The sequence below is a fragment of the Mesorhizobium sp. 128a genome (assembly GCF_053848025.1).
Map to the genome: position 1 here is coordinate 402,532 of NZ_JBSPKY010000004.1, position 17,640 is coordinate 420,171.

At 63.6% G+C, this 17,640-nt stretch carries 21 protein-coding genes; 6 read left to right on the top strand and 15 right to left on the bottom strand.

Features of this window, described 5'->3' with window-relative positions; translation table 11 throughout:
* Window positions 1-104: 104 nt before the first annotated feature.
* The 5 genes from ACWTU9_RS10700 to hutI are packed head-to-tail and all read right to left on the bottom strand — an operon-like array spanning window position 105 to window position 5,979.
* Window positions 105-683, bottom strand: coding sequence for a HutD/Ves family protein (locus tag ACWTU9_RS10700; protein WP_455858250.1), 579 nt, complete (start codon window positions 681-683; stop codon window positions 105-107).
* A gap of 12 nt (window positions 684-695) precedes the next feature.
* Window positions 696-2,366, bottom strand: coding sequence for a urocanate hydratase (hutU, locus tag ACWTU9_RS10705; RefSeq protein ID WP_455858251.1), 1,671 nt, complete (start codon window positions 2,364-2,366; stop codon window positions 696-698).
* A 28-nt stretch (window positions 2,367-2,394) separates the two neighbouring features.
* Window positions 2,395-3,207, bottom strand: coding sequence for an N-formylglutamate deformylase (gene hutG / locus ACWTU9_RS10710; RefSeq protein WP_454589400.1), 813 nt, complete (start codon window positions 3,205-3,207; stop codon window positions 2,395-2,397).
* Between the two features lies 1 nt (window position 3,208).
* Window positions 3,209-4,747 carry a histidine ammonia-lyase gene (hutH, locus tag ACWTU9_RS10715; RefSeq protein WP_455858252.1) on the bottom strand — a complete coding sequence of 513 codons (1,539 nt, stop codon included), beginning with the start codon at window positions 4,745-4,747 and terminating at the stop codon, window positions 3,209-3,211.
* Window positions 4,744-5,979: an imidazolonepropionase gene (gene hutI, locus ACWTU9_RS10720; protein WP_455858253.1), complete on the bottom strand. Its 1,236-nt coding sequence runs from the start codon at window positions 5,977-5,979 to the stop codon at window positions 4,744-4,746. The genes hutH and hutI overlap by 4 nt, the downstream gene beginning before the upstream one ends.
* An 88-nt stretch (window positions 5,980-6,067) precedes the next feature.
* Between hutI and ACWTU9_RS10725 the strand changes: the two genes are divergently transcribed.
* Together ACWTU9_RS10725 and hutC are read left to right on the top strand one after the other, a co-directional pair.
* On the top strand, window positions 6,068-7,420 hold the full coding sequence (locus ACWTU9_RS10725; RefSeq protein ID WP_455858254.1) for a formimidoylglutamate deiminase: 1,353 nt from the start codon (window positions 6,068-6,070) through the stop codon (window positions 7,418-7,420).
* The gene (gene hutC / locus ACWTU9_RS10730) at window positions 7,417-8,151 is read left to right on the top strand and encodes a histidine utilization repressor (protein ID WP_455858255.1); all 735 of its coding nucleotides are present in this window, start codon (window positions 7,417-7,419) and stop codon (window positions 8,149-8,151) included. Before ACWTU9_RS10725 ends, hutC begins: the two co-directional genes overlap by 4 nt.
* A 135-nt stretch (window positions 8,152-8,286) precedes the next feature.
* On the opposite strand, the gene ACWTU9_RS10735 is transcribed toward hutC, so the two are convergent.
* The gene (locus tag ACWTU9_RS10735; RefSeq protein WP_455858256.1) at window positions 8,287-8,631 is read right to left on the bottom strand and encodes a RidA family protein; all 345 of its coding nucleotides are present in this window, start codon (window positions 8,629-8,631) and stop codon (window positions 8,287-8,289) included.
* A gap of 209 nt (window positions 8,632-8,840) precedes the next feature.
* Between ACWTU9_RS10735 and ACWTU9_RS10740 the strand changes: the two genes are divergently transcribed.
* Complete coding sequence (locus tag ACWTU9_RS10740; RefSeq protein WP_455858257.1) at window positions 8,841-9,179, top strand: TIGR01244 family sulfur transferase; 339 nt, start codon at window positions 8,841-8,843, stop codon at window positions 9,177-9,179.
* On the opposite strand, the gene ACWTU9_RS10745 is transcribed toward ACWTU9_RS10740, so the two are convergent.
* The gene (locus ACWTU9_RS10745) at window positions 9,176-9,643 is read right to left on the bottom strand and encodes an Lrp/AsnC family transcriptional regulator (protein ID WP_181061738.1); all 468 of its coding nucleotides are present in this window, start codon (window positions 9,641-9,643) and stop codon (window positions 9,176-9,178) included. The two genes, ACWTU9_RS10740 and ACWTU9_RS10745, sit on opposite strands and share 4 nt — an antisense overlap.
* 139 nt (window positions 9,644-9,782) lie before the next feature.
* On the opposite strand from ACWTU9_RS10745, the gene hppD reads away from it, so the two are divergent.
* Both hppD and ACWTU9_RS10755 read left to right on the top strand, forming a co-directional pair.
* A complete protein-coding gene (hppD, locus tag ACWTU9_RS10750) occupies window positions 9,783-10,898 on the top strand; it encodes a 4-hydroxyphenylpyruvate dioxygenase (RefSeq protein WP_455858258.1) in 1,116 nt (371 codons plus the stop codon).
* A 62-nt stretch (window positions 10,899-10,960) separates the two neighbouring features.
* On the top strand, window positions 10,961-11,149 hold the full coding sequence (locus tag ACWTU9_RS10755; protein WP_455858259.1) for a type II toxin-antitoxin system Phd/YefM family antitoxin: 189 nt from the start codon (window positions 10,961-10,963) through the stop codon (window positions 11,147-11,149).
* On the opposite strand, the gene ACWTU9_RS10760 is transcribed toward ACWTU9_RS10755, so the two are convergent.
* The 6 genes from ACWTU9_RS10760 to hmgA are packed head-to-tail and all read right to left on the bottom strand — an operon-like array spanning window position 11,146 to window position 15,553.
* Window positions 11,146-11,682, bottom strand: a complete 537-nt coding sequence (locus ACWTU9_RS10760) for a DinB family protein (RefSeq protein WP_455858260.1) — start codon at window positions 11,680-11,682, stop codon at window positions 11,146-11,148. The two genes, ACWTU9_RS10755 and ACWTU9_RS10760, sit on opposite strands and share 4 nt — an antisense overlap.
* Window positions 11,679-11,975: a hypothetical protein gene (locus tag ACWTU9_RS10765; protein WP_455858261.1), complete on the bottom strand. Its 297-nt coding sequence runs from the start codon at window positions 11,973-11,975 to the stop codon at window positions 11,679-11,681. Before ACWTU9_RS10765 ends, ACWTU9_RS10760 begins: the two co-directional genes overlap by 4 nt.
* Window positions 11,976-11,989: 14 nt before the next feature.
* A complete protein-coding gene (locus tag ACWTU9_RS10770; RefSeq protein ID WP_455858262.1) occupies window positions 11,990-13,003 on the bottom strand; it encodes a fumarylacetoacetate hydrolase family protein in 1,014 nt (337 codons plus the stop codon).
* A 33-nt stretch (window positions 13,004-13,036) separates the two neighbouring features.
* Entirely contained in the window at window positions 13,037-13,369 is a 333-nt protein-coding gene (locus ACWTU9_RS10775) for a DUF7660 family protein (RefSeq protein WP_455858263.1), read from the bottom strand.
* Between the two features lie 2 nt (window positions 13,370-13,371).
* On the bottom strand, window positions 13,372-14,229 hold the full coding sequence (locus tag ACWTU9_RS10780) for an MBL fold metallo-hydrolase (RefSeq protein ID WP_455858264.1): 858 nt from the start codon (window positions 14,227-14,229) through the stop codon (window positions 13,372-13,374).
* 10 nt (window positions 14,230-14,239) lie between these two features.
* A complete protein-coding gene (hmgA, locus tag ACWTU9_RS10785) occupies window positions 14,240-15,553 on the bottom strand; it encodes a homogentisate 1,2-dioxygenase (protein WP_455858265.1) in 1,314 nt (437 codons plus the stop codon).
* Window positions 15,554-15,681: 128 nt separating this feature from the next.
* Here hmgA and ACWTU9_RS10790 point away from each other — a divergent pair, with 128 nt between their 5' ends.
* Entirely contained in the window at window positions 15,682-16,119 is a 438-nt protein-coding gene (locus ACWTU9_RS10790; protein ID WP_455858266.1) for a MarR family winged helix-turn-helix transcriptional regulator, read from the top strand.
* Window positions 16,120-16,327: 208 nt separating this feature from the next.
* Here the strand turns inward: ACWTU9_RS10790 and tdh are convergent, their stop codons facing one another.
* Both tdh and ACWTU9_RS10800 read right to left on the bottom strand, forming a co-directional pair.
* Entirely contained in the window at window positions 16,328-17,362 is a 1,035-nt protein-coding gene (gene tdh, locus ACWTU9_RS10795) for an L-threonine 3-dehydrogenase (RefSeq protein ID WP_023672918.1), read from the bottom strand.
* 45 nt (window positions 17,363-17,407) lie between these two features.
* On the bottom strand, window positions 17,408-17,640 hold a 233-nt coding region (locus tag ACWTU9_RS10800; RefSeq protein WP_455858267.1), incomplete at its 5' end, for an aminotransferase class I/II-fold pyridoxal phosphate-dependent enzyme.

Genomic DNA, 17,640 nt, shown 5'->3' on the forward strand with positions numbered 1-17,640 from the left:
GGAAGGATTCAGGCTTTTTCGTGATCCAGGCAATAGCTTACGCCAGATTTCTCCGGCGTGCGATCATGTTTGGCAACAGGCGTTAATCGTTGCCGGCGGCGCGGCTAGCCCAGGCTGGCGATCTGGATCACGAACACGGTCGTCCGCCCCGCCGGTTCCAGGTGCAGTTCCGCGACTTCCGGGCCGATCAGAAGCGTGTCGCGAGGTCCAAGCCGGGAAGGTGTCGGGCCGGTCACGCCGACCTCGCCGTCGAGCGGCAGGATGAGGGTCGTTGCGGTTGTCGGGCGGATATCGATTGGCGCCGACACCAGCAGGCGCTCGACCGTGTGCGTTGCCCGCCCGCGGCGGGTCATGACGTTGAGGTCGGTGATCGGACCGGAGATCAGTGTGGCCTGCGTCGCCACGTCGGCAGGGAAGGAAAGCGGGGCCGACGCCCCGGTCAGCCGCTCCGGTGGCCGGCCGGCAATATCGAGGACGATGCCCTCGCCTTCCAGCACGGCCAGCGTGCGGTCGACTCCGGCAAAGCCCGAGAACGGGCCGCCGCCCTCGACCCGCGCCATCGAGGCGCGCCAGTCGAAGTCGTCAAGCCCGGCGCCGTCAGGTGAAACGGCGATCTCGGTCGTCGTGCCGCCGCCATTCTTCCACGGCATGACGCGGTAATCGGCGGCACGAAGGACGCGCATCGTTTCAGTCAATCAGCCGAGAATGCCGGGCAGGTTGAGCTGGTGCTCTTTCGCGCACTCAATGGCGATGTCGTAGCCGGCATCGGCGTGGCGCATGACGCCGGTCGCCGGGTCGTTCCACAGCACTCGCTCCAGGCGCTTTGCGGCGTCCGCCGTGCCATCGGCGACGATAACCATGCCGGAATGTTGCGAAAAGCCCATGCCGACGCCGCCGCCGTGATGCAGCGACACCCAGGTGGCGCCGGACGCGGTGTTGAGCAGCGCGTTGAGCAGCGGCCAGTCGGAAACGGCGTCGGAGCCGTCCTTCATCGCCTCCGTCTCACGGTTTGGCGAAGCGACCGAGCCGGAATCGAGGTGATCACGACCGATGACGACCGGCGCCTTCAGCTCGCCCTTGGCGACCATCTCGTTGAAGGCAAGACCGAGCCTGTGGCGGTCGCCGAGGCCGACCCAGCAGATGCGCGCCGGCAGGCCCTGGAACGCAATGCGGTCGCGCGCCATGTCCAGCCAGTTGTGCAGATGGGTGTTGCCGGGGGTCAGTTCGCGCACCTTGGCGTCGGTCTTGTAGATGTCCTCGGGATCGCCGGAGAGCGCGGCCCAGCGGAACGGGCCGATGCCGCGGCAGAACAGCGGGCGGATATAGGCGGGCACGAAGCCCGGGAACGCAAAGGCGTTTTCAAACCCTTCGTCCTTGGCGACCTGGCGGATGTTGTTGCCGTAGTCGAGCGTCGGGACACCAGCGTTCCAGAACGCAACCATCGCCTCGACATGCTCGCGCATCGACGCACGGGCCGCCTTTTCGACTGCCTTGGGGTCGCTGACGCGCTTCTCGCGCCATTCGGCCATGGTCCAACCCTTGGGCAGGTAGCCGTTGACGGGATCGTGCGCCGAGGTCTGGTCGGTGACCATGTCGGGGCGAATGCCGCGCTTGAACATCTCCGGCACGATCTCAGCCGCATTGCCGAGCAGGCCGACCGACTTGGCCTCGCCGGCCTTGGTCCAGCGCTCGATCATGGCCATCGCTTCGTCGAGCGTCTCAGCCTTCTCGTCGACATAGCGGGTGCGCAGGCGGAAATCGATGGAGTCCGGATTGCATTCGATGGCGAGGCAGCAGGCGCCGGCCATGACGGCTGCCAGCGGCTGGGCGCCGCCCATGCCGCCGAGGCCGCCGGTCAGGATCCACTTGCCTTTGAGGTTGCCGTTGTAGTGCTGGCGGCCCGCCTCGACGAAGGTCTCGTAGGTGCCCTGCACGATGCCTTGCGTGCCGATATAGATCCATGAGCCGGCCGTCATCTGGCCGTACATCATCAGGCCCTTCTTATCGAGCTCGTTGAATTTATCCCAGGTTGCCCAGTGCGGCACGATGTTAGAGTTGGCGATGAGCACGCGCGGGGCGTTGGAGTGGGTTTTAAAAACGCCGACCGGCTTGCCGGACTGGACCAGCAGCGTCTCATCCTCGTTGAGCGTCTTCAGCGAGGCGACGATGCTGTCGAAATCGTTCCAGGTGCGCGCGGCCCGGCCGATGCCGCCATAGACGACGAGCTCGTTGGGGTTTTCGGCGACATCCGGATCGAGATTGTTCATCAGCATGCGCAGCGGCGCTTCGGTCGTCCAGTATTTGGCGTTGAGCTTGTCGCCGCGCGGCGCGCGCACTTCGCGGATGTTGTGGCGAGGATTGTTCATCACTGTCCCTTTCGAGTAAGGCGGCGCCTCAGCGCCCGGCCCAGTCAATGGCGGTTTGGAGGATTTTCGTCAGTGTGGCGCGCATCGGCGCCGCAAACGCGGCATCGTAAGGCACCGGCCAATTGTCCGGTTCGCCCTTGCCTTCGGGCTCGCGCAAATAGCCGCGATCGGCAAGTTCCATCTGCAGCGCATGGTAGCCGCCTTGCGGATTGCCGAAGTAGCGCGTGATCCAGCCGCCCTTGAAACGGCCGTTGATGACGTTGCTTTCACCGCTTTCGGCCATGATCTGGCCGACCAGCGCCTGTAGCGCCGGATCGGCGGTCTGGCCGTCATTGGTGCCAAGATTGAAGACCGGCAGCGTGCCATAGAACAGGCGCGGCAGCACCGACCGGATCGAGTGGCAATCGTAGATGACAATTTTTTCGTGCAGGCCGCGCAGCCTGACGGCCTGGGCGGCCAGCATTTCATGGTAGGGCACGAAATACGCCATGCGGCGCTGGTCTATCTCCGACGGCGTCGGTTCGGCGCCGGGCAGATACAGCGGATCGCCGTCGAAGGTCTCGGTCGGGCAAAGCGTCGTTGTCGTCTGCCCGGGATAAAGTGAGGCGCCGGAAGGATCGCGGTTGACGTCGATGACGGTGCGCGAGATCGAGGTGTGCACCACTGTCGCGCCGAGGCCGGCGGCGAAATCGTAGAGATTGTCGATCCACCAGTCGCAATCACGGCGGCCGAGCCAGGGCGAGACCAGCCGGTTGTCGAGGCCGGCGAGATCGATGCCGGTATGCGGGATCGAAACCAGGAGCGGTGCAGTGCCCTCGGTTACTGTCAGCCAGTCGGTCATGTCAGGCTCCCGAGATCGAAGGCAGTGTTATCGCGCCGGCCGCCTTGATGGCAGCGCCGCTACGCACCATGGCGATCGCCTTTTCCATGTCGGGGTGGAAATGCCGGTCGGTATCGAGATGCGGCACCTCGGCCCGGACCAGCTTGCGCACCGCTTCAAGCGCCACGCTCGATGCCAGCGGCGCATGGAAATCGCAGCCTTGCGCCCCGGCCAAGAGTTCGATGCCGATGACGGCCGTGGCATTTTCCACCATGCCGATCAGCCGGCGCGCTCCGTGTGCGGCCATCGAGACATGGTCTTCCTGGTTGGCCGAGGTCGGGATGGAATCGACACTGGCCGGATAGGCCTTCTGCTTGTTTTCTGAGACGAGCGCTGCGGCCGTCACCTGCGGGATCATGAAGCCGGAGTTCAGGCCGGGCTTCGGCGTCAAAAAGGCCGGCATGCCGGACAGCGCGGGATCAACCAGCATGGCGATGCGGCGTTCCGACAGCGAGCCGATCTCGCAGACAGCAAGCGCCATCATGTCGGCGGCGAAAGCCACCGGCTCGGCGTGGAAATTGCCGCCGGAAAGTGCTGTGTCGTCCTCGGCGAAGATCAGCGGATTGTCGGTGACGCCATTGGCCTCGGTGCCGAGCGTATCGGCGGCCTGGCGCAGCACGCTCAGCGCCGCCCCCATCACCTGCGGCTGGCAGCGCAGGCAGTATGGGTCCTGCACGCGTTCGTCGCCGACGCGATGCGATTCACGGATGGCGCTGCCGGCCATCAGATTGCGCAGCGCTGCCGCCGTCTCGATCTGGCCAGGGTGTTTTCTGAGGAGATGAATACGCGGATCGAAGGGGGCATCCGAACCCTTGGCGGCGTCGGTCGACAGCGCGCCGGCAACCAGCGCCGACTGATAGAGCACTTCGGCCTCGAACAGAGCGGCCAGCGCATAGGCGGTGGAGAACTGCGTGCCGTTGAGCAGCGCCAGGCCTTCCTTGGCCCCGAGCGTCACCGGCTCCAGACCGTGCGAGACGAAGGCGACCTTGGCCGGGAAGCGGCCATGCGGGGTAAAGCATTCGCCGACGCCGATCATGACGGCGGTCATGTGCGATAGCGGCGCGAGATCGCCCGAAGCGCCGACCGAGCCCTGCGCCGGCACCACGGGGATGACGTCGTTGGCGAGCATGGCTTCCAGCAGTTCGATGGTCTGCGGCCGCACGCCGGAGGCGCCCTGCGCCAGGCTGGCGAGCTTCAGCGCCATCATCAGCCGGACCACCGCGACCGGCATCGGCTCGCCGACACCGGCGGCGTGCGACAAAACGATGTTGCGCTGCAGGGTTTCGAGATCGGCGGCCGGGATGCGAACGCTGGCCAGTTTGCCGAAGCCGGTGTTGATGCCATAGACCGGCTCACCCTTGGCGACGATGCGGGCGACCGCCTCGGCGCTGGCTTTGATCTTTGGGCGGCAGGCGGCGTCCAGCGTCGGCACGGCGCCACGGTAGATGGCGCGCCAATCGGCCAGCGTCGCATTACCGGGCTTCAGAGTAAGTTCGGTCATTGTCCTCTCCAGATGCGGGCATGAAGCGGGTTGAAGCCCATGCGGTAGACGAGTTCGGCCGGGCGCTCGATGTTCCAGATCGCGAGGTCAGCGGATTTTCCAGCTTCCAGCGTGCCGGTCTGGCCGAGCAGCCCGAGCGCGCGGGCGGCGTCGCGGGTGACGCCCGCCAGGCATTCCTCGACGGTCAAACCAAACAGGGTCGCCGCCATGTTCATGGTCAGCAGCAGCGAGGTCAGCGGCGAGGTGCCGGGATTGTTGTCGGTGGCGACAGACATCTTGACGCCGTGCTGGCGAAACAGGCCGATCGGCGGCTTCTTGGTCTCGCGGATGAAATAGTAGGCGCCGGGCAGGATCGTCGCCACGGTGCCGGCCTTTGCCATCGCCACGGCGCCGGCCTCGTCGGTGTATTCAAGATGGTCGGCCGACAGCGCGCCATAACGCGCGGCAAGTTCGGCGCCGTGCAGGTTGGACAGTTGGTCGGCATGGAGTTTGACCGGCAGGCCGAGCGCTGCGGCCTTGTCGAAGACGCGGGCGATCTGCCCCGGCGAGAATGCGATGCCTTCACAGAAACCGTCGACGGCGTCGGCCAAGCCTTCGGCTGCGATGGCAGGCAGGATCGTGTTGGCGACGAGATCGACAAAAGCGTCTTTGTCGCCCTTGGCCTCCGGCGGCAGCGCATGCGCGCCGAGGAAGGTGGTGCGGACCGTCACCGGACGCTCTTTGTCCAGGCGCCGCGCGGCGCGCAGCGATTTCTGCTCGTTTTCGAGATCGAGCCCGTAACCTGACTTCACCTCTACCGTGGTGACGCCTTCGGCCATCAGCGCATCAAGGCGCGGCAGCGTCTGCGCAACCAGTTCGTCTTCGCTGGCCGCACGCAAGGATTTGACCGAGGAAACGATGCCGCCTCCGGCCCGCGCCACTTCTTCATAGGTGGCGCCGGCTAGCCGCATTTCGAATTCGTTGGCGCGGTTGCCGGCGTGGACGAGATGGGTGTGACAGTCGATCAGGCCGGGCGTGATCCAGCGGCCTTCGCAATCGGTGGCGGCAGCACCTTGAGCCAGCGCCGACGGCATGTCTGCTTCCGGCCCGGCATAGGCAATCAGACCGTCGCGGGCCACGATAGCGCCCTTTTCGACGATACCCAGTCCGGTTTCGCCTTCGGCCATGGTCGCCAGGCGCGCATTGCGCCAAAGGTGAAGGCCCCCTGCCCGGCTTTTATCTTGTGCCGCCATCATCTTTTCCGTTTGATTGGATGGTGATTATGTATATACATATTGAAACGGACTGCAAGTGCTATTGTTCAGGGAACGGGAGAAAAACGTGACGGCGATCTTTGCGGAACAGGCATTGCTGCCCGACGGCTGGCACGACCATGTCAGGATATCGATCGGCGATGGCCGTATCGCGACAGTCGAGACGCAGGCATCGGCGCAAGCCGGTGATGAGCGTCACGCGATCGTCGTGTCCGGCATGCCGAACCTGCACAGCCATGCCTTCCAGCGCGGCATGGCCGGCCTGGCCGAATTGCGCGGCCCCTCGGCCGACAGTTTCTGGAGCTGGCGTGACGTCATGTATCGCTTCGCGCTGTCGATGACGCCGGACCAGGTCGAAGCGGTTGCCGCGCAGCTCTATGTCGAGATGCTGGAGGCCGGGTTCTCGCGCGTCGGTGAGTTCCATTATCTGCATCACGATCGCGACGGAGAACCCTATGCTAACCTTGCCGAAATGGCCGAGCGCATTGCCGCCGCGGCCGGCGAGACCGGCATCGGCCTGACCCTGCTGCCGGTGTTTTACGCGCATTCTTCCTTCGGCGGCGCTGCTCCCAGCGATGGCCAGCGGCGATTCATCAACGATGTGAATCGCTTCGGGCGCTTGCTTGAGAAAGCCCGCGAATCCGTTCGCACATTGAATCAGGCCGTCGTCGGCGTCGCCCCGCACAGCCTGCGCGCCGCGACGCCGGAGGAACTCGGTGCAGTTGCGGCGATGGCGCCGGACGGCCCGATCCATATCCATGTCGCCGAGCAGGTGAAGGAAGTCGAGGACTGCCTTGCCTGGTCAGGCGCACGGCCGGTCGAATGGCTGCTTGCCAATGCCGGGATCGACAAGCGCTGGTGCCTGATCCACGCCACCCACATGACCGAGGCGGAAACCATCGGCATGGCAAAGAGCGGCGCCATAGCCGGCCTTTGCCCGATCACCGAGGCCAATCTCGGCGACGGCACCTTTGCCGCGCCGCTGTTCACCGACCACGGCGGCCATTTCGGTGTCGGCTCGGATTCCAATGTGCTGATCGGCCTGCCGGACGAATTGCGCCAGCTCGAATATTCGCAGCGTCTGGCGCAACGCGCCCGCAATGTGCTGGCTCCCGCCGGCGGCTCAAACGGACGCTCCTTGTTCGACGCCGCGCTCGACGGCGGCAGCGCCGCGCTGGGCGCCGGTCCATCGCGGATCACAGCCGGGTCGCCGGCCGATTTCGTCTCGCTCGACCAGAACCATCCCTCGCTTGCCGGCAAGAGCGGCGATGCCATCCTCGACGCCTGGATCTTTGCCAATGGCAGCACGGTCGACTGCGTCTGGGTGCATGGCAAAAAACAGGTCAGCGGCGGCAGGCATGCCAGGCGTGAGGCGATCGCCGAGCGCTTTCGCAAAGTGATGACGGCGCTTTCGGCATGAGCATGACAGAGGCAGCAGCGGCGGAAGGCGGCGGTTCGCTGCACCAGCGCATTCTCTCTGACATCAGCGAAAAGATCTTGTCGGGCGCCTGGGCGCCGGGCCACCGCATCCCGTTCGAGCACGAATTGACGGAGCAGTACAATTGCTCGCGCATGACGGTGAACAAGGCGCTGTCGCAGTTGGCCAAGGCCGGGCTGATCGAACGCCGTCGGCGCTCGGGCAGCTTTGTGCGCCAGCCGCAATCACAGGCCGCGGTGCTGGAACTGCATGACATCCGTATCGAGGTCGAGGCGCTGGGCCTGCCCTATCGCTACGAGCGGGTGGCGCGGCAGAAAAGGCGCAGCAGCGCCGAGGACCGCGCACTGCTGGAGCTCTCGGCAGCGGGACCGCTGCTGGCGTTGGAAGGCCTGCACTTCGCCGGCAAGCGGCCATTCGCCCACGAACAGCGGCTGATCAACCTCACTGCCGTGCCTGAAGCGGTCGAGGAGGAGTTCTCGGATATCGCGCCAGGCCCATGGCTGATCGGCCGCGTGCCGTGGAGCGAGGCCGAACACCGCATCCGCGCGGTAGGGGCGGACCGGCACATTGCCGAAGCGCTCGACATCCCAACCGGCGCGCCCTGCCTGGTGGTCGAGCGCCGCACCTGGAGCGCGGAGCACCCGGTGACGCAGGTGAGGTTCACTTATCCAGCCGAGAGCCACACGCTGGTGGCAAGGTTCCGGCCGGGGTAGCTGCGCTTACCCTCCCCCTTGTGGGGAGGGTCGCCGCGAAGCGGCGGGGTGGAGGTGCGGCACCGCCCCCCACCCGGACCTTTGGTCCGACCTCCCCCACTTAGGCCCACTTGGGGGAGGTAGAGGGTCAGCGCTTTAAATCGCCGCCGTGACAATAATCTCGACCGCATACTCCGGCCCAGCCAGCTTGGCTTCGCCGGTGGCGCGGGCGGGCGTATTGCCCTGCGGCACCCACTTGTCCCATTCCTTGTTCATCTCGGCGAAGGTGCCCATGTCGGCCAACCAGATGATCGCCTGCAGAATCTTTGTCTTGTCGGTGCCGGCCTTGGCCAGCAATTCGTCGATGGTGGCCAGGATCGACTTCGTCTGTTCGCCGACGCTGGCGCCGGGCGTCCCGACCTGGCCGGCCAAATAGACGGTGTCACCGTGAATGACGATCTGGCTCATGCGCGGGCCAACATCGATGCGACGAATGCTCATGGGGAGGTTCCTTCGTTTTGAGGGTCGCGACTGTTTAGTGTCGCTGTCGGCTTCGGGCAAGACCAACGGCGCGCATCCGATTGAGCCTGAGTTGGATTTTGCTCCGGGAATGGCTATTTGCGCAAAAGGATTTCCTTCTGCGCGGATTGCCGACCTCGTGCGAGAGTGGCAAGACTTTGCGCCAAACCAGATTGCTAGGGATGACAGCCATGGAATATCGCGAAATCAGCGTGGACTATTCGGTTTCGGGTCAGATCCAGCCCGAAGATGCCACCGCCATCAAGGAAGCCGGCTTCAAGAGCGTGATCTGCAACCGTCCGGATGACGAGCAGCCCGGTCAGCCTTCGGCCGACAGTATCAAGGCGGCAGTCGAAGCCGCGGGACTGGCCTTCCGCTACATCCCGGTGATCAGCGGGCAGATCACGGCCGAGAATGTCGAGGACCAGGCCGAGGCGCTCGACGCGCTCGAAGGCCCGGTGTTTGCTTATTGCCGCTCTGGAGCGCGCTGCACCAACCTTTACGGGCTGATCCATCAGTCGAAGGGTTAAATCGGCAGCGCGCCGGTTTCCTTCAGCGTCTCCAGTACGATCGCCGTCTTCACATGCTGCACGGATTCATGCGGCAGCAGCACGCCGTTGACGAATTCCGACAGCGACTTGAGGTCCGGCGTCACCACCTTCAGGATGTAGTCCATCTCGCCGGTCAGGGCATGCGCTTCCTGTACCTCCGGCAGCCGCGCCAAAAGTTCGCCGAAGCGCCTGGCATTGTCGCGATTGTGGGTCGCCAATGTCACCGAGATGACGTTGACCAGCGAGAAGCCGAGCTTGTCGCGGTCGAGCACCGCGCGATAGCCCTTGATGTAACCGTCTTCCTCCAGCCGCTGGCGGCGGCGCGAGCATTGCGACGCCGACAGGTTCACCCGTTCCGACAGATCGTTGTTGGTGAGCCGCGCATCGCCCTGCAAAAGAGCCATTATCTTGCGGTCGAATTGATCGATACGCGCATCATCCATGGATTTCTCTCCAATCATGCATGAATTACGCGCAAGATGATCATTTCAAGCGTTTGAATGCAAGCACCGTGCGGCCACTCCGCGCTATGATTGGTTATCTCGTGGTCCGATGTGGCCACCATCCGTTTGGAGGAATGCCATGGGTCCCTTCCCGCACGATGCCCCACCTGCAAAGATCAGCAAGGAAAACCCCGCCGGCACCGACGGATTCGAGTTTGTCGAGTTCGCGCATTCGGAGCCGCAGAAGCTTGCCGAATTGTTCACCCGTATGGGTTACATCGCGGTCGCAAAGCACCGCACGAAAGAGATCACCGTCTGGCGCCAGGGCGACATCAACTATGTCGTCAATGCCGAACCGGGCTCGCATGCGATGAAGTTCGCCGACAAGCACGGTCCCTGTGCCGCCTCGATGGCCTGGCGCGTGGTCGATGCAAAGCATGCGTTCGACCATGCGGTGTCGAAAGGCGCCACGCGCTATGAAGGCGACGACAAGGCGCTCGATGTGCCGGCCATTGTCGGCATCGGCGGCTCGCTGCTCTATTTCATCGACGCCTACGGCAAGAAGGGCTCGGCCTATGACGCCGAGTTCGAGTGGCTGGGCGCGCGCGACCCGCGGCCGCAAGGCGTCGGCTTCTATTTCCTCGACCACCTCACCCACAATGTCTATCGCGGCCAGATGGACAAATGGTGGGACTTTTATCGCGAGTTGTTCGGTTTCAAGCAGATCCATTTCTTCGACATTGACGGCAAGATCACCGGCCTGGTCAGCCGGGCCATCACCTCGCCCTGCGGCAAGATCCGCATTCCGCTGAACGAGTCCAAGGACGAGACCAGCCAGATCGCCGAGTATCTGAAGAAATACAATGGCGAAGGCATCCAGCACATCGCTGTCGGCACCGACGAGATCTACGCCGCCACGGACAAACTGGCAGCCAACGGGCTGAAATTCATGCCTGGCCCGCCGGAGACCTATTACGACATGTCGTATGACCGCGTGAACGGCCATGACGAGCCGATCGAGCGGATGAAGAAGCACGGCATCCTGATCGACGGCGAAGGCGTGGTCGATGGCGGCACGACCAAGATCCTGCTGCAGATTTTCTCCAAAACCGTGATCGGGCCGATCTTCTTCGAATTCATCCAGAGGAAGGGCGACGAAGGCTTTGGCGAAGGCAATTTCCGGGCGCTGTTCGAATCGATTGAGCAGGACCAGATCAAGCGCGGCGTGATCAAGGTGGACGGCAAGGCGGCCTGAGATCACATACTGGTTTGCGGCTCTATCGGCTTATCTAAGCTCAGATCACAAGAGGTCGAGCCGTGAACGTCTCCATAACCGAAGCCAGAGCCAAACTGTCGGAGCTCGTGAGCCGAGCGAAAGCCGGTGAGGAGATAGTAATCACCCGGCGCGGCAGGGTCGTAGCGCGTCTCTTGCCGCCGTCCGGCAAGGACAGACCTATCGGCGTCACCGCTACTCTGAATGAGCCGAGTCGCTTGACGATTAATTAGAGTCCCAGCCGCTCGATCTCTGCACTTCTCAATTTCAAATCATAGTCGAGCAGAAACTCGTCGAGCTGCGGCGGCGCGACCGACGTACCCGACAGCATCGCGTGCACCTGGCCGCGATGATGGATGTCGTGCAGGAAGAGGTGGGCGAGGATGTCGCCGATCTTTTCGGGGATCATGCCGTCCTGACGCCGGTCGGTGATGACCTGGAGATCAAGATCGTCTGCCGAAAGGCTGTTGCAAAAGGCGATCAGGCGCCGGTCGGCCGCAGTCTGGGCGGCAAACAGCGCCTGCGGTTCATCGAACGGCACGTAATCGTCATGGGCGGCAGCACCCACGCCGCCCTCTTCCAGAAAATCGAGATAGAGATGATCCACTGCAAGGATGTGGTTCAGCGTCGCCTTGATCGACGGGAAGAAGCTGGTGCGTTCGGCTTCGAATTCGCCGGGCTTGAGCTGCAGCACGGCGCGGTAAAGCCGATCGTTCGACCAGAGATTGTTGCCGGCCATGCGGCGCAGATGGTCGAGCAGGGTCATGAGTTCATTCGCCTGACCAGGCCAATGCCTGCCGCCATGACCGCGAAACCGGCGACAACGATCAGCAAAAGCCGGTTCATGCGCCGGCGCATGGCCTGCGTTTCCACATCGCGCGCCACATTGGTGTTGGTGATGGTGTGGAACATCATCGCCTTGCGCGGGTAGCCGCTGCGGTTGGTCAGATCGGGCGAGCGCGCCTCGATGCTATAGCTCAGCCGGATCGCCAGGATGAACACCACCAGAATCCCAAGCGCCCATACGCCGGCCAACAGATAGAACGCCTCGCCCGTCATTGCATTGCCCCCCGTTATGCCTGGTACTTCTCGACCTTCTGCTCGATGGCGCCGAAGATCGAGTGGCCCGTCCTATCCTTCATCTCGATGCGTACCGTGTCACCTAAGCGCAGGAACGGCGTCTTCGGTTCGCCCGACTCGATGGTCTCGATCATGCGCAGTTCGGCGATGCAGGAATAGCCGGCGCCGCCCGCCGATATCGGCTTGCCCGGCCCGCCATCCAGCTTGTTGGAGACGGTGCCGGAGCCGATGATGGTGCCGGCAACCAGCGGCCGCGTCCTGGCGGCGTGGGCAATCAGCGCCGCGAAATCGAAGGTCATGTCGACGCCGGCATTGGCGCGGCCGAACGGCTTGCCGTTGAGGTCGGCGAGCAGCGGCAGGCTGACCTTGCCGCCATCCCAGGCGTCGCCGAGTTCGTCCGGCGTCACCGCGACCGGCGAGAAGGCCGAGGAGGGCTTTGACTGGAAGAAGCCGAACCCTTTGGCAAGTTCAGGCCCGGTCAGCGTACGCAGCGTCACGTCATTGACCAGCATCACCAGCCGGATCGCGGCGCGCGCCGCCTCGAGGCTGGCGCCCATCGGCACATCATCGACGATGACGGCGACTTCCGCCTCCATGTCGATGCCGTAGGCTTCGTCTGCCATGCGGATCGGATCGCGCGGCGCGATGAAGGAATCGGAACCACCCTGGTAGATCAGCGGATCGGTCCAGAAGCTAGCGGGCATTTCGGCGCCACGGGCTTTGCGGACCAGTTCGACATGGTTCACATAGGCCGACCCGTCAGCCCATTGATAGGCGCGCGGCAGCGGCGAATGGGCGTCATGCTCGTGGAAGCGGGCCGACGGCACGGCATTGTTCTCCAGCGATTCGGCGATGGTCGCCAGATGCGGCGAAATCCGTTGCCAGTCGTCGAGCGCCGCCTGCAACGTGCGCGCCAGGAATGAGGCGTCGGTGAAGCGCGTCAGGTCGCGCGAGACGACGACGAGCTTTCCGTCGCGCGTCCCGTCCTTCAATGTGGCAAGCTTCATGCGTCCTCCCAGTGGTTATTCGTAGTATTGCGGTTATTCGTAATATTTGCCGGCATAGAGAATTCTGGCTGCCGCTTTCCAGGGATTTTCATCCGCCAGGAATGCCGGCCCATTGTCTTGGACGCAGGCAACCGCCCGTTCGAGAAAAGTGGCTATCGAATTGTTTTCCCAGCCATTCCAGCTGCTGTAAGGCCCTGCTGACCGCAACGCCTCCTTGCGGTCGGCGTCTTCACGATCCTTTCGCAGCGCATCGACAAAGCGGACAAAGGACGGCAAGTCCTGCACGCTGTCGAGGGCCAAGGAGAGCAGATCCGAAGACGTCGCCGCGGATTTATCCATCTCGTCCCAAAGCTTGTCGTCGGCCATCGTCACTCCCGAAACCCCACAACAAGGCCGTCGCGGGCAATCGTCAAGTCACCGGACCACGATTTCCTGACAGCAGCCACCCAATCGGCCTCGCCGATCCCGGGGTCGTCGGCCGGAATGAGGTGATTGAGCACCAACGTTTTCACGCCGGCATCGCTGGCAATCCGGCCGGCTTCCTCGGCAAAGCTGTGGCTGGCGAGCAGATGCTCTCTCAGCCGTGCGCCGTTGCCGGTCCGGGCAACGAGCATCTCAATGCCCTCTTCCAGCATGGCTTCGTGGACGAGGATGTCAGCATTTTTGGCGAAGCCGGCGAGCGGCGGGAAGAAGGCGGTATCCGCCGAGAATACAATGCTTTTGCCGGCATGATCGAAACGCAGTGCGAAACAGTCGGTCACCGGCGGATGGTCGACGCGCAGCGCCGTTACCTTGAGACCGTCCTCCTCAACAACCAGATCCTCGCCGAATTCGACGATCGAAATCAGCTCGCGGATATCCGGTCGGCCCTCGTCTACGACGCGGATCTTGATGTCGAACTCCATCGCCTCACAGAAGTGCCGCCAGTACTGGGCGGTGCCAAGCGGGCCGAACACGCTGACGGGCGTCGCCAGACCGGCCGTCCAGGCGGTGTGCAGCAGCGGCCCCAGTTCCAGCACATGGTCGGAATGCAGATGGGTGACGAAGATGAGGTCGAGCGTCTTGAGACTGATGCCGGCATCGACCAGGCCGCGCGTGACGCCAAGTCCGCAATCGACGACCATGCTTCGCCCGCCGAGTTCCAGCAGCGACGAACTCGGCCACGGCCCGCCCGGCCGCAATGCCGGGCCGCCCTTGGAGCCGAGAAGCACCAGGCGGTCGCTCATCGGGCAGGCCTCAAGACCAATCGCCCTCCGGCGTGCCGTTGAAACGCTTCTTCAGGTCGGACCAGCAGTCGATGTAATTGTCCTGCCGTGTCTCCAGTTCGGCGCCGTAGCGGGTCAGCATTTGTGGGAATCGGGTCTCGAACATGAACGCCATCGTGTTGTCGAGCTTGACCGGTTTCAGCTCGGAGCGCGAGGCCTTTTCGAAGCCAGGCGCGTCGGGGCCGTGGGCCAGCATCAGATTGTGCAGGCTGATGCCGCCGGGCACGAAGCCTTCCTCCTTGGCGTCGTACTGGCCATGGATCAGGCCCATGAACTCGCTCATGATGTTGCGGTGGTACCAGGGCGGTCGGAACGTATTTTCCGCTACCAGCCAGCGCGGCGGGAAGATGACGAAGTCGATGTTGGCGGTGCCTTCCTCGCCGCTCGGCGCGGTGAGCACAGTGAAGATCGACGGATCGGGATGGTCGAACAGAATGGCGCCGACCGGCGAAAACGTCGCCAGATCATATTTGTAGGGCGCATAGTTGCCGTGCCACGCCACCACGTCGAGCGGGGAATGGCCGATCTCGGTGACATGGAAATTGCCACACCATTTCACCGTCAGCCGGCACGGCGTCTCCTTCTCCTCGAACCAGGCGCAGGGCGTCTTGAAGTCGCGCGGATTGGCCAGGCAATTGGCGCCGATCGGGCCGCGGTCAGGCATAGTCAGCTTGGCGCCGTAATTCTCGCAGACATAGCCGCGCACTTCGGCATCGGCGAGTTCGACCTTGAACACCAGCCCGCGCGGCAGCACGGCGATCTCGCCGGGCCTGAGTTCGATGACGCCCATCTCGGTAACGAAGCGCAAGGCGCCGACCTGCGGCACAATAAGCAACTCGCCGTCGGCATTGAAGAAATGATCGTCGACCATCGAACGGTTAGCGACATAGACATGCGCCGCCATGCCGGTCTGCCCGAGCACGTCGCCAGCCGTGGTGATCGTACGCATGCCGGCGATGAAATCGGTCGGCTCCTTCGGCATCGGCACCGGGTTCCAGCGATACTGGCCGAGCGCCAGCTCGTGGTCGCCGACATTGGGCGCTGTCTTCCATAGGGGATAGCTCACCGCCTTGAAGCGGCCGGTATGCTTTACGCTCGGCCGGATGCGATAAAGCCAGGAACGCTCATTGGTGCCGCGCGGTGCGGTGAAGGGCGAGCCGGAAAGCTGTTCGGCATAAAGGCCGTAAGCTGGCCGCTGCGGTGAGTTTCGTCCCTGCGGCAGCGAGCCGGGCAAGGTTTCGGTCTCGAAATCGTTGCCGAAGCCCGGCATGTAGGAAAAGGCCATCCGATCCTCCCTGATCCCGGTCTTGAGCCGCCTGGAACGCGGCTTGCCGGCACTGTTGACCAAACTGGTTTCATTTGTAACCATCGAAAATGTAACTATCAACCGCGAACGCCGCACAAGGTGCGCAGATGGAAATCCTCGAACTCGAAAGCTTCCTGCCCTATCGGCTCTACCGGCTTGCCGACGCCGTCAGCCGAGAATTCTCGAAGATCTACCGCGACCGCCACGGCCTGACGCGGCCGGAATGGCGCACGCTTTCAGGACTGGGCCAGCGCGGCACGATGACGGCGACGGCGCTCGGCGAGCAGTCGGCAATGCACAAGACCAAGGTTTCGCGGGCGGTGGCCGAGCTCGAGCGAAGGCGTTGGCTGGTGCGGACGGCGGACGAGAACGACCGGCGTGTGGAGCATCTGGCGCTGACCAAAGCTGGGCTCGCCGCCTATCGCGAGATGGTGCCGCTGGCGAAGGCCTTTGAACGGGAGCTGCTGGAGAGGCTGAGTGCAGAAGAGCGGGCGGCTATTGTGAGCGGCGTGGCGGCGCTGGAAGAGGCTTTATCCGCCTCGTAGCGATCCTGCACACCCCCCTCTGTCCTGCCGGACATCTCCCCCGCAAGGGGGGAGATTGGCAGCTTCGAGATTACGCCTCTCTGCAGCATTGGTGATTGGCGAAAGCAGGGGTGACACCCGACCTCCCTCCTTGCGGGGGATGGCCGGCAGGCCAGAGGGGGGTGCTGTCCCGCCAGCATTTCTGGACTGGCTAATCCGCAGACGCGCCCTACCAATCCATTACCACCTTCCCCGAACTGCCGCTTCGCATCGCGTCGAACCCCGTCTGAAAATCATCAATGCCAATGCGGTGCGTGATCAGGCCGCTGACATCCAGCGGACCCTGCACCAGCGCGATCATCTTGTACCAGGTCTCGAACATTTCGCGGCCGTAAATGCCCTTGAGATGCAGCATCTTGAAGATGACCTTGTTCCAGTCGATCTCGAAGCCGGTCGGCGCGATGCCCAGAATGGCGATCTTGCCGCCATTGTTCATGGTGTCGATCATGTCGCGGAAGGCGGGGGCTGCGCCCGACATTTCGAGGCCGACGTCAAATCCCTCGGTCATCCCCAGCGCGGGCATTACATCGCGCAGCTTTTCCTTCGAGGCATCGACGACATGCTGGACGCCGAGTTTTTTGGCCAGCGCCAGCCTGACCGGGTTGATGTCGGTGATGACGACCTTGCGCGCGCCGACACATTGCGCCACCAGCGCGCCCATGATGCCGATCGGCCCGGCGCCGGTAACCAGCACATCCTCGCCGACCAGGTCGAAGGACAGGGCGGTGTGGACGGCGTTGCCCAACGGATCGAAGATCGCGGCGATCTCGTCGGGCACATCGTCAGGGATCGGCACGACATTGTGCTGCGGGATCGCCAGATATTCGCCAAAAGCGCCGGGGCGGTTGACGCCGACGCCGAGCGTGTTGCGACAGAGATGCCCTCTGCCCGCCCGGCAGTTGCGGCAGTGGCCGCAGACGATGTGACCCTCGCCGGAGACGCGCTGGCCGACCTTGTATTCGGTGACCGCGGCACCGAAATCGGCGACCGTGCCGACGAATTCATGGCCGGTCACCATCGGCACCGGCACAGTTTTCTGCGCCCACTGGTCCCAATTGTAGATGTGCACGTCGGTGCCGCAGATCGCCGTCTTCTTGACCTTGATCAGCACATCGTTGGGGCCGATCTCCGGCACCGGCACCTCTTCCATCCAGATGCCCGGTTCGGCCTTGGCCTTCACCAGCGCCTTCATCATGTTCGACATTCTTTTGTCCCTTGAATCCCTTGATCCGGAGCAGCTTTTGGCGTCTCAGGAGATGACGCCCAGTTCCTTGCCGACTGCCGCGAATGACGCCACGGCGCGGTCGATGTCGGCGCTGGAATGCGCCGCCGACATCTGCGTGCGGATGCGCGCCTGGCCCTTTGGCACCACCGGGAAGGAAAAGCCGATGACATAGATGCCGCGCTTCAGCATCCGCGCCGCCATCTCCTGCGCCAAAGTTGCGTCGCCCAGCATCACCGGAATGATCGGATGGTCGGCCC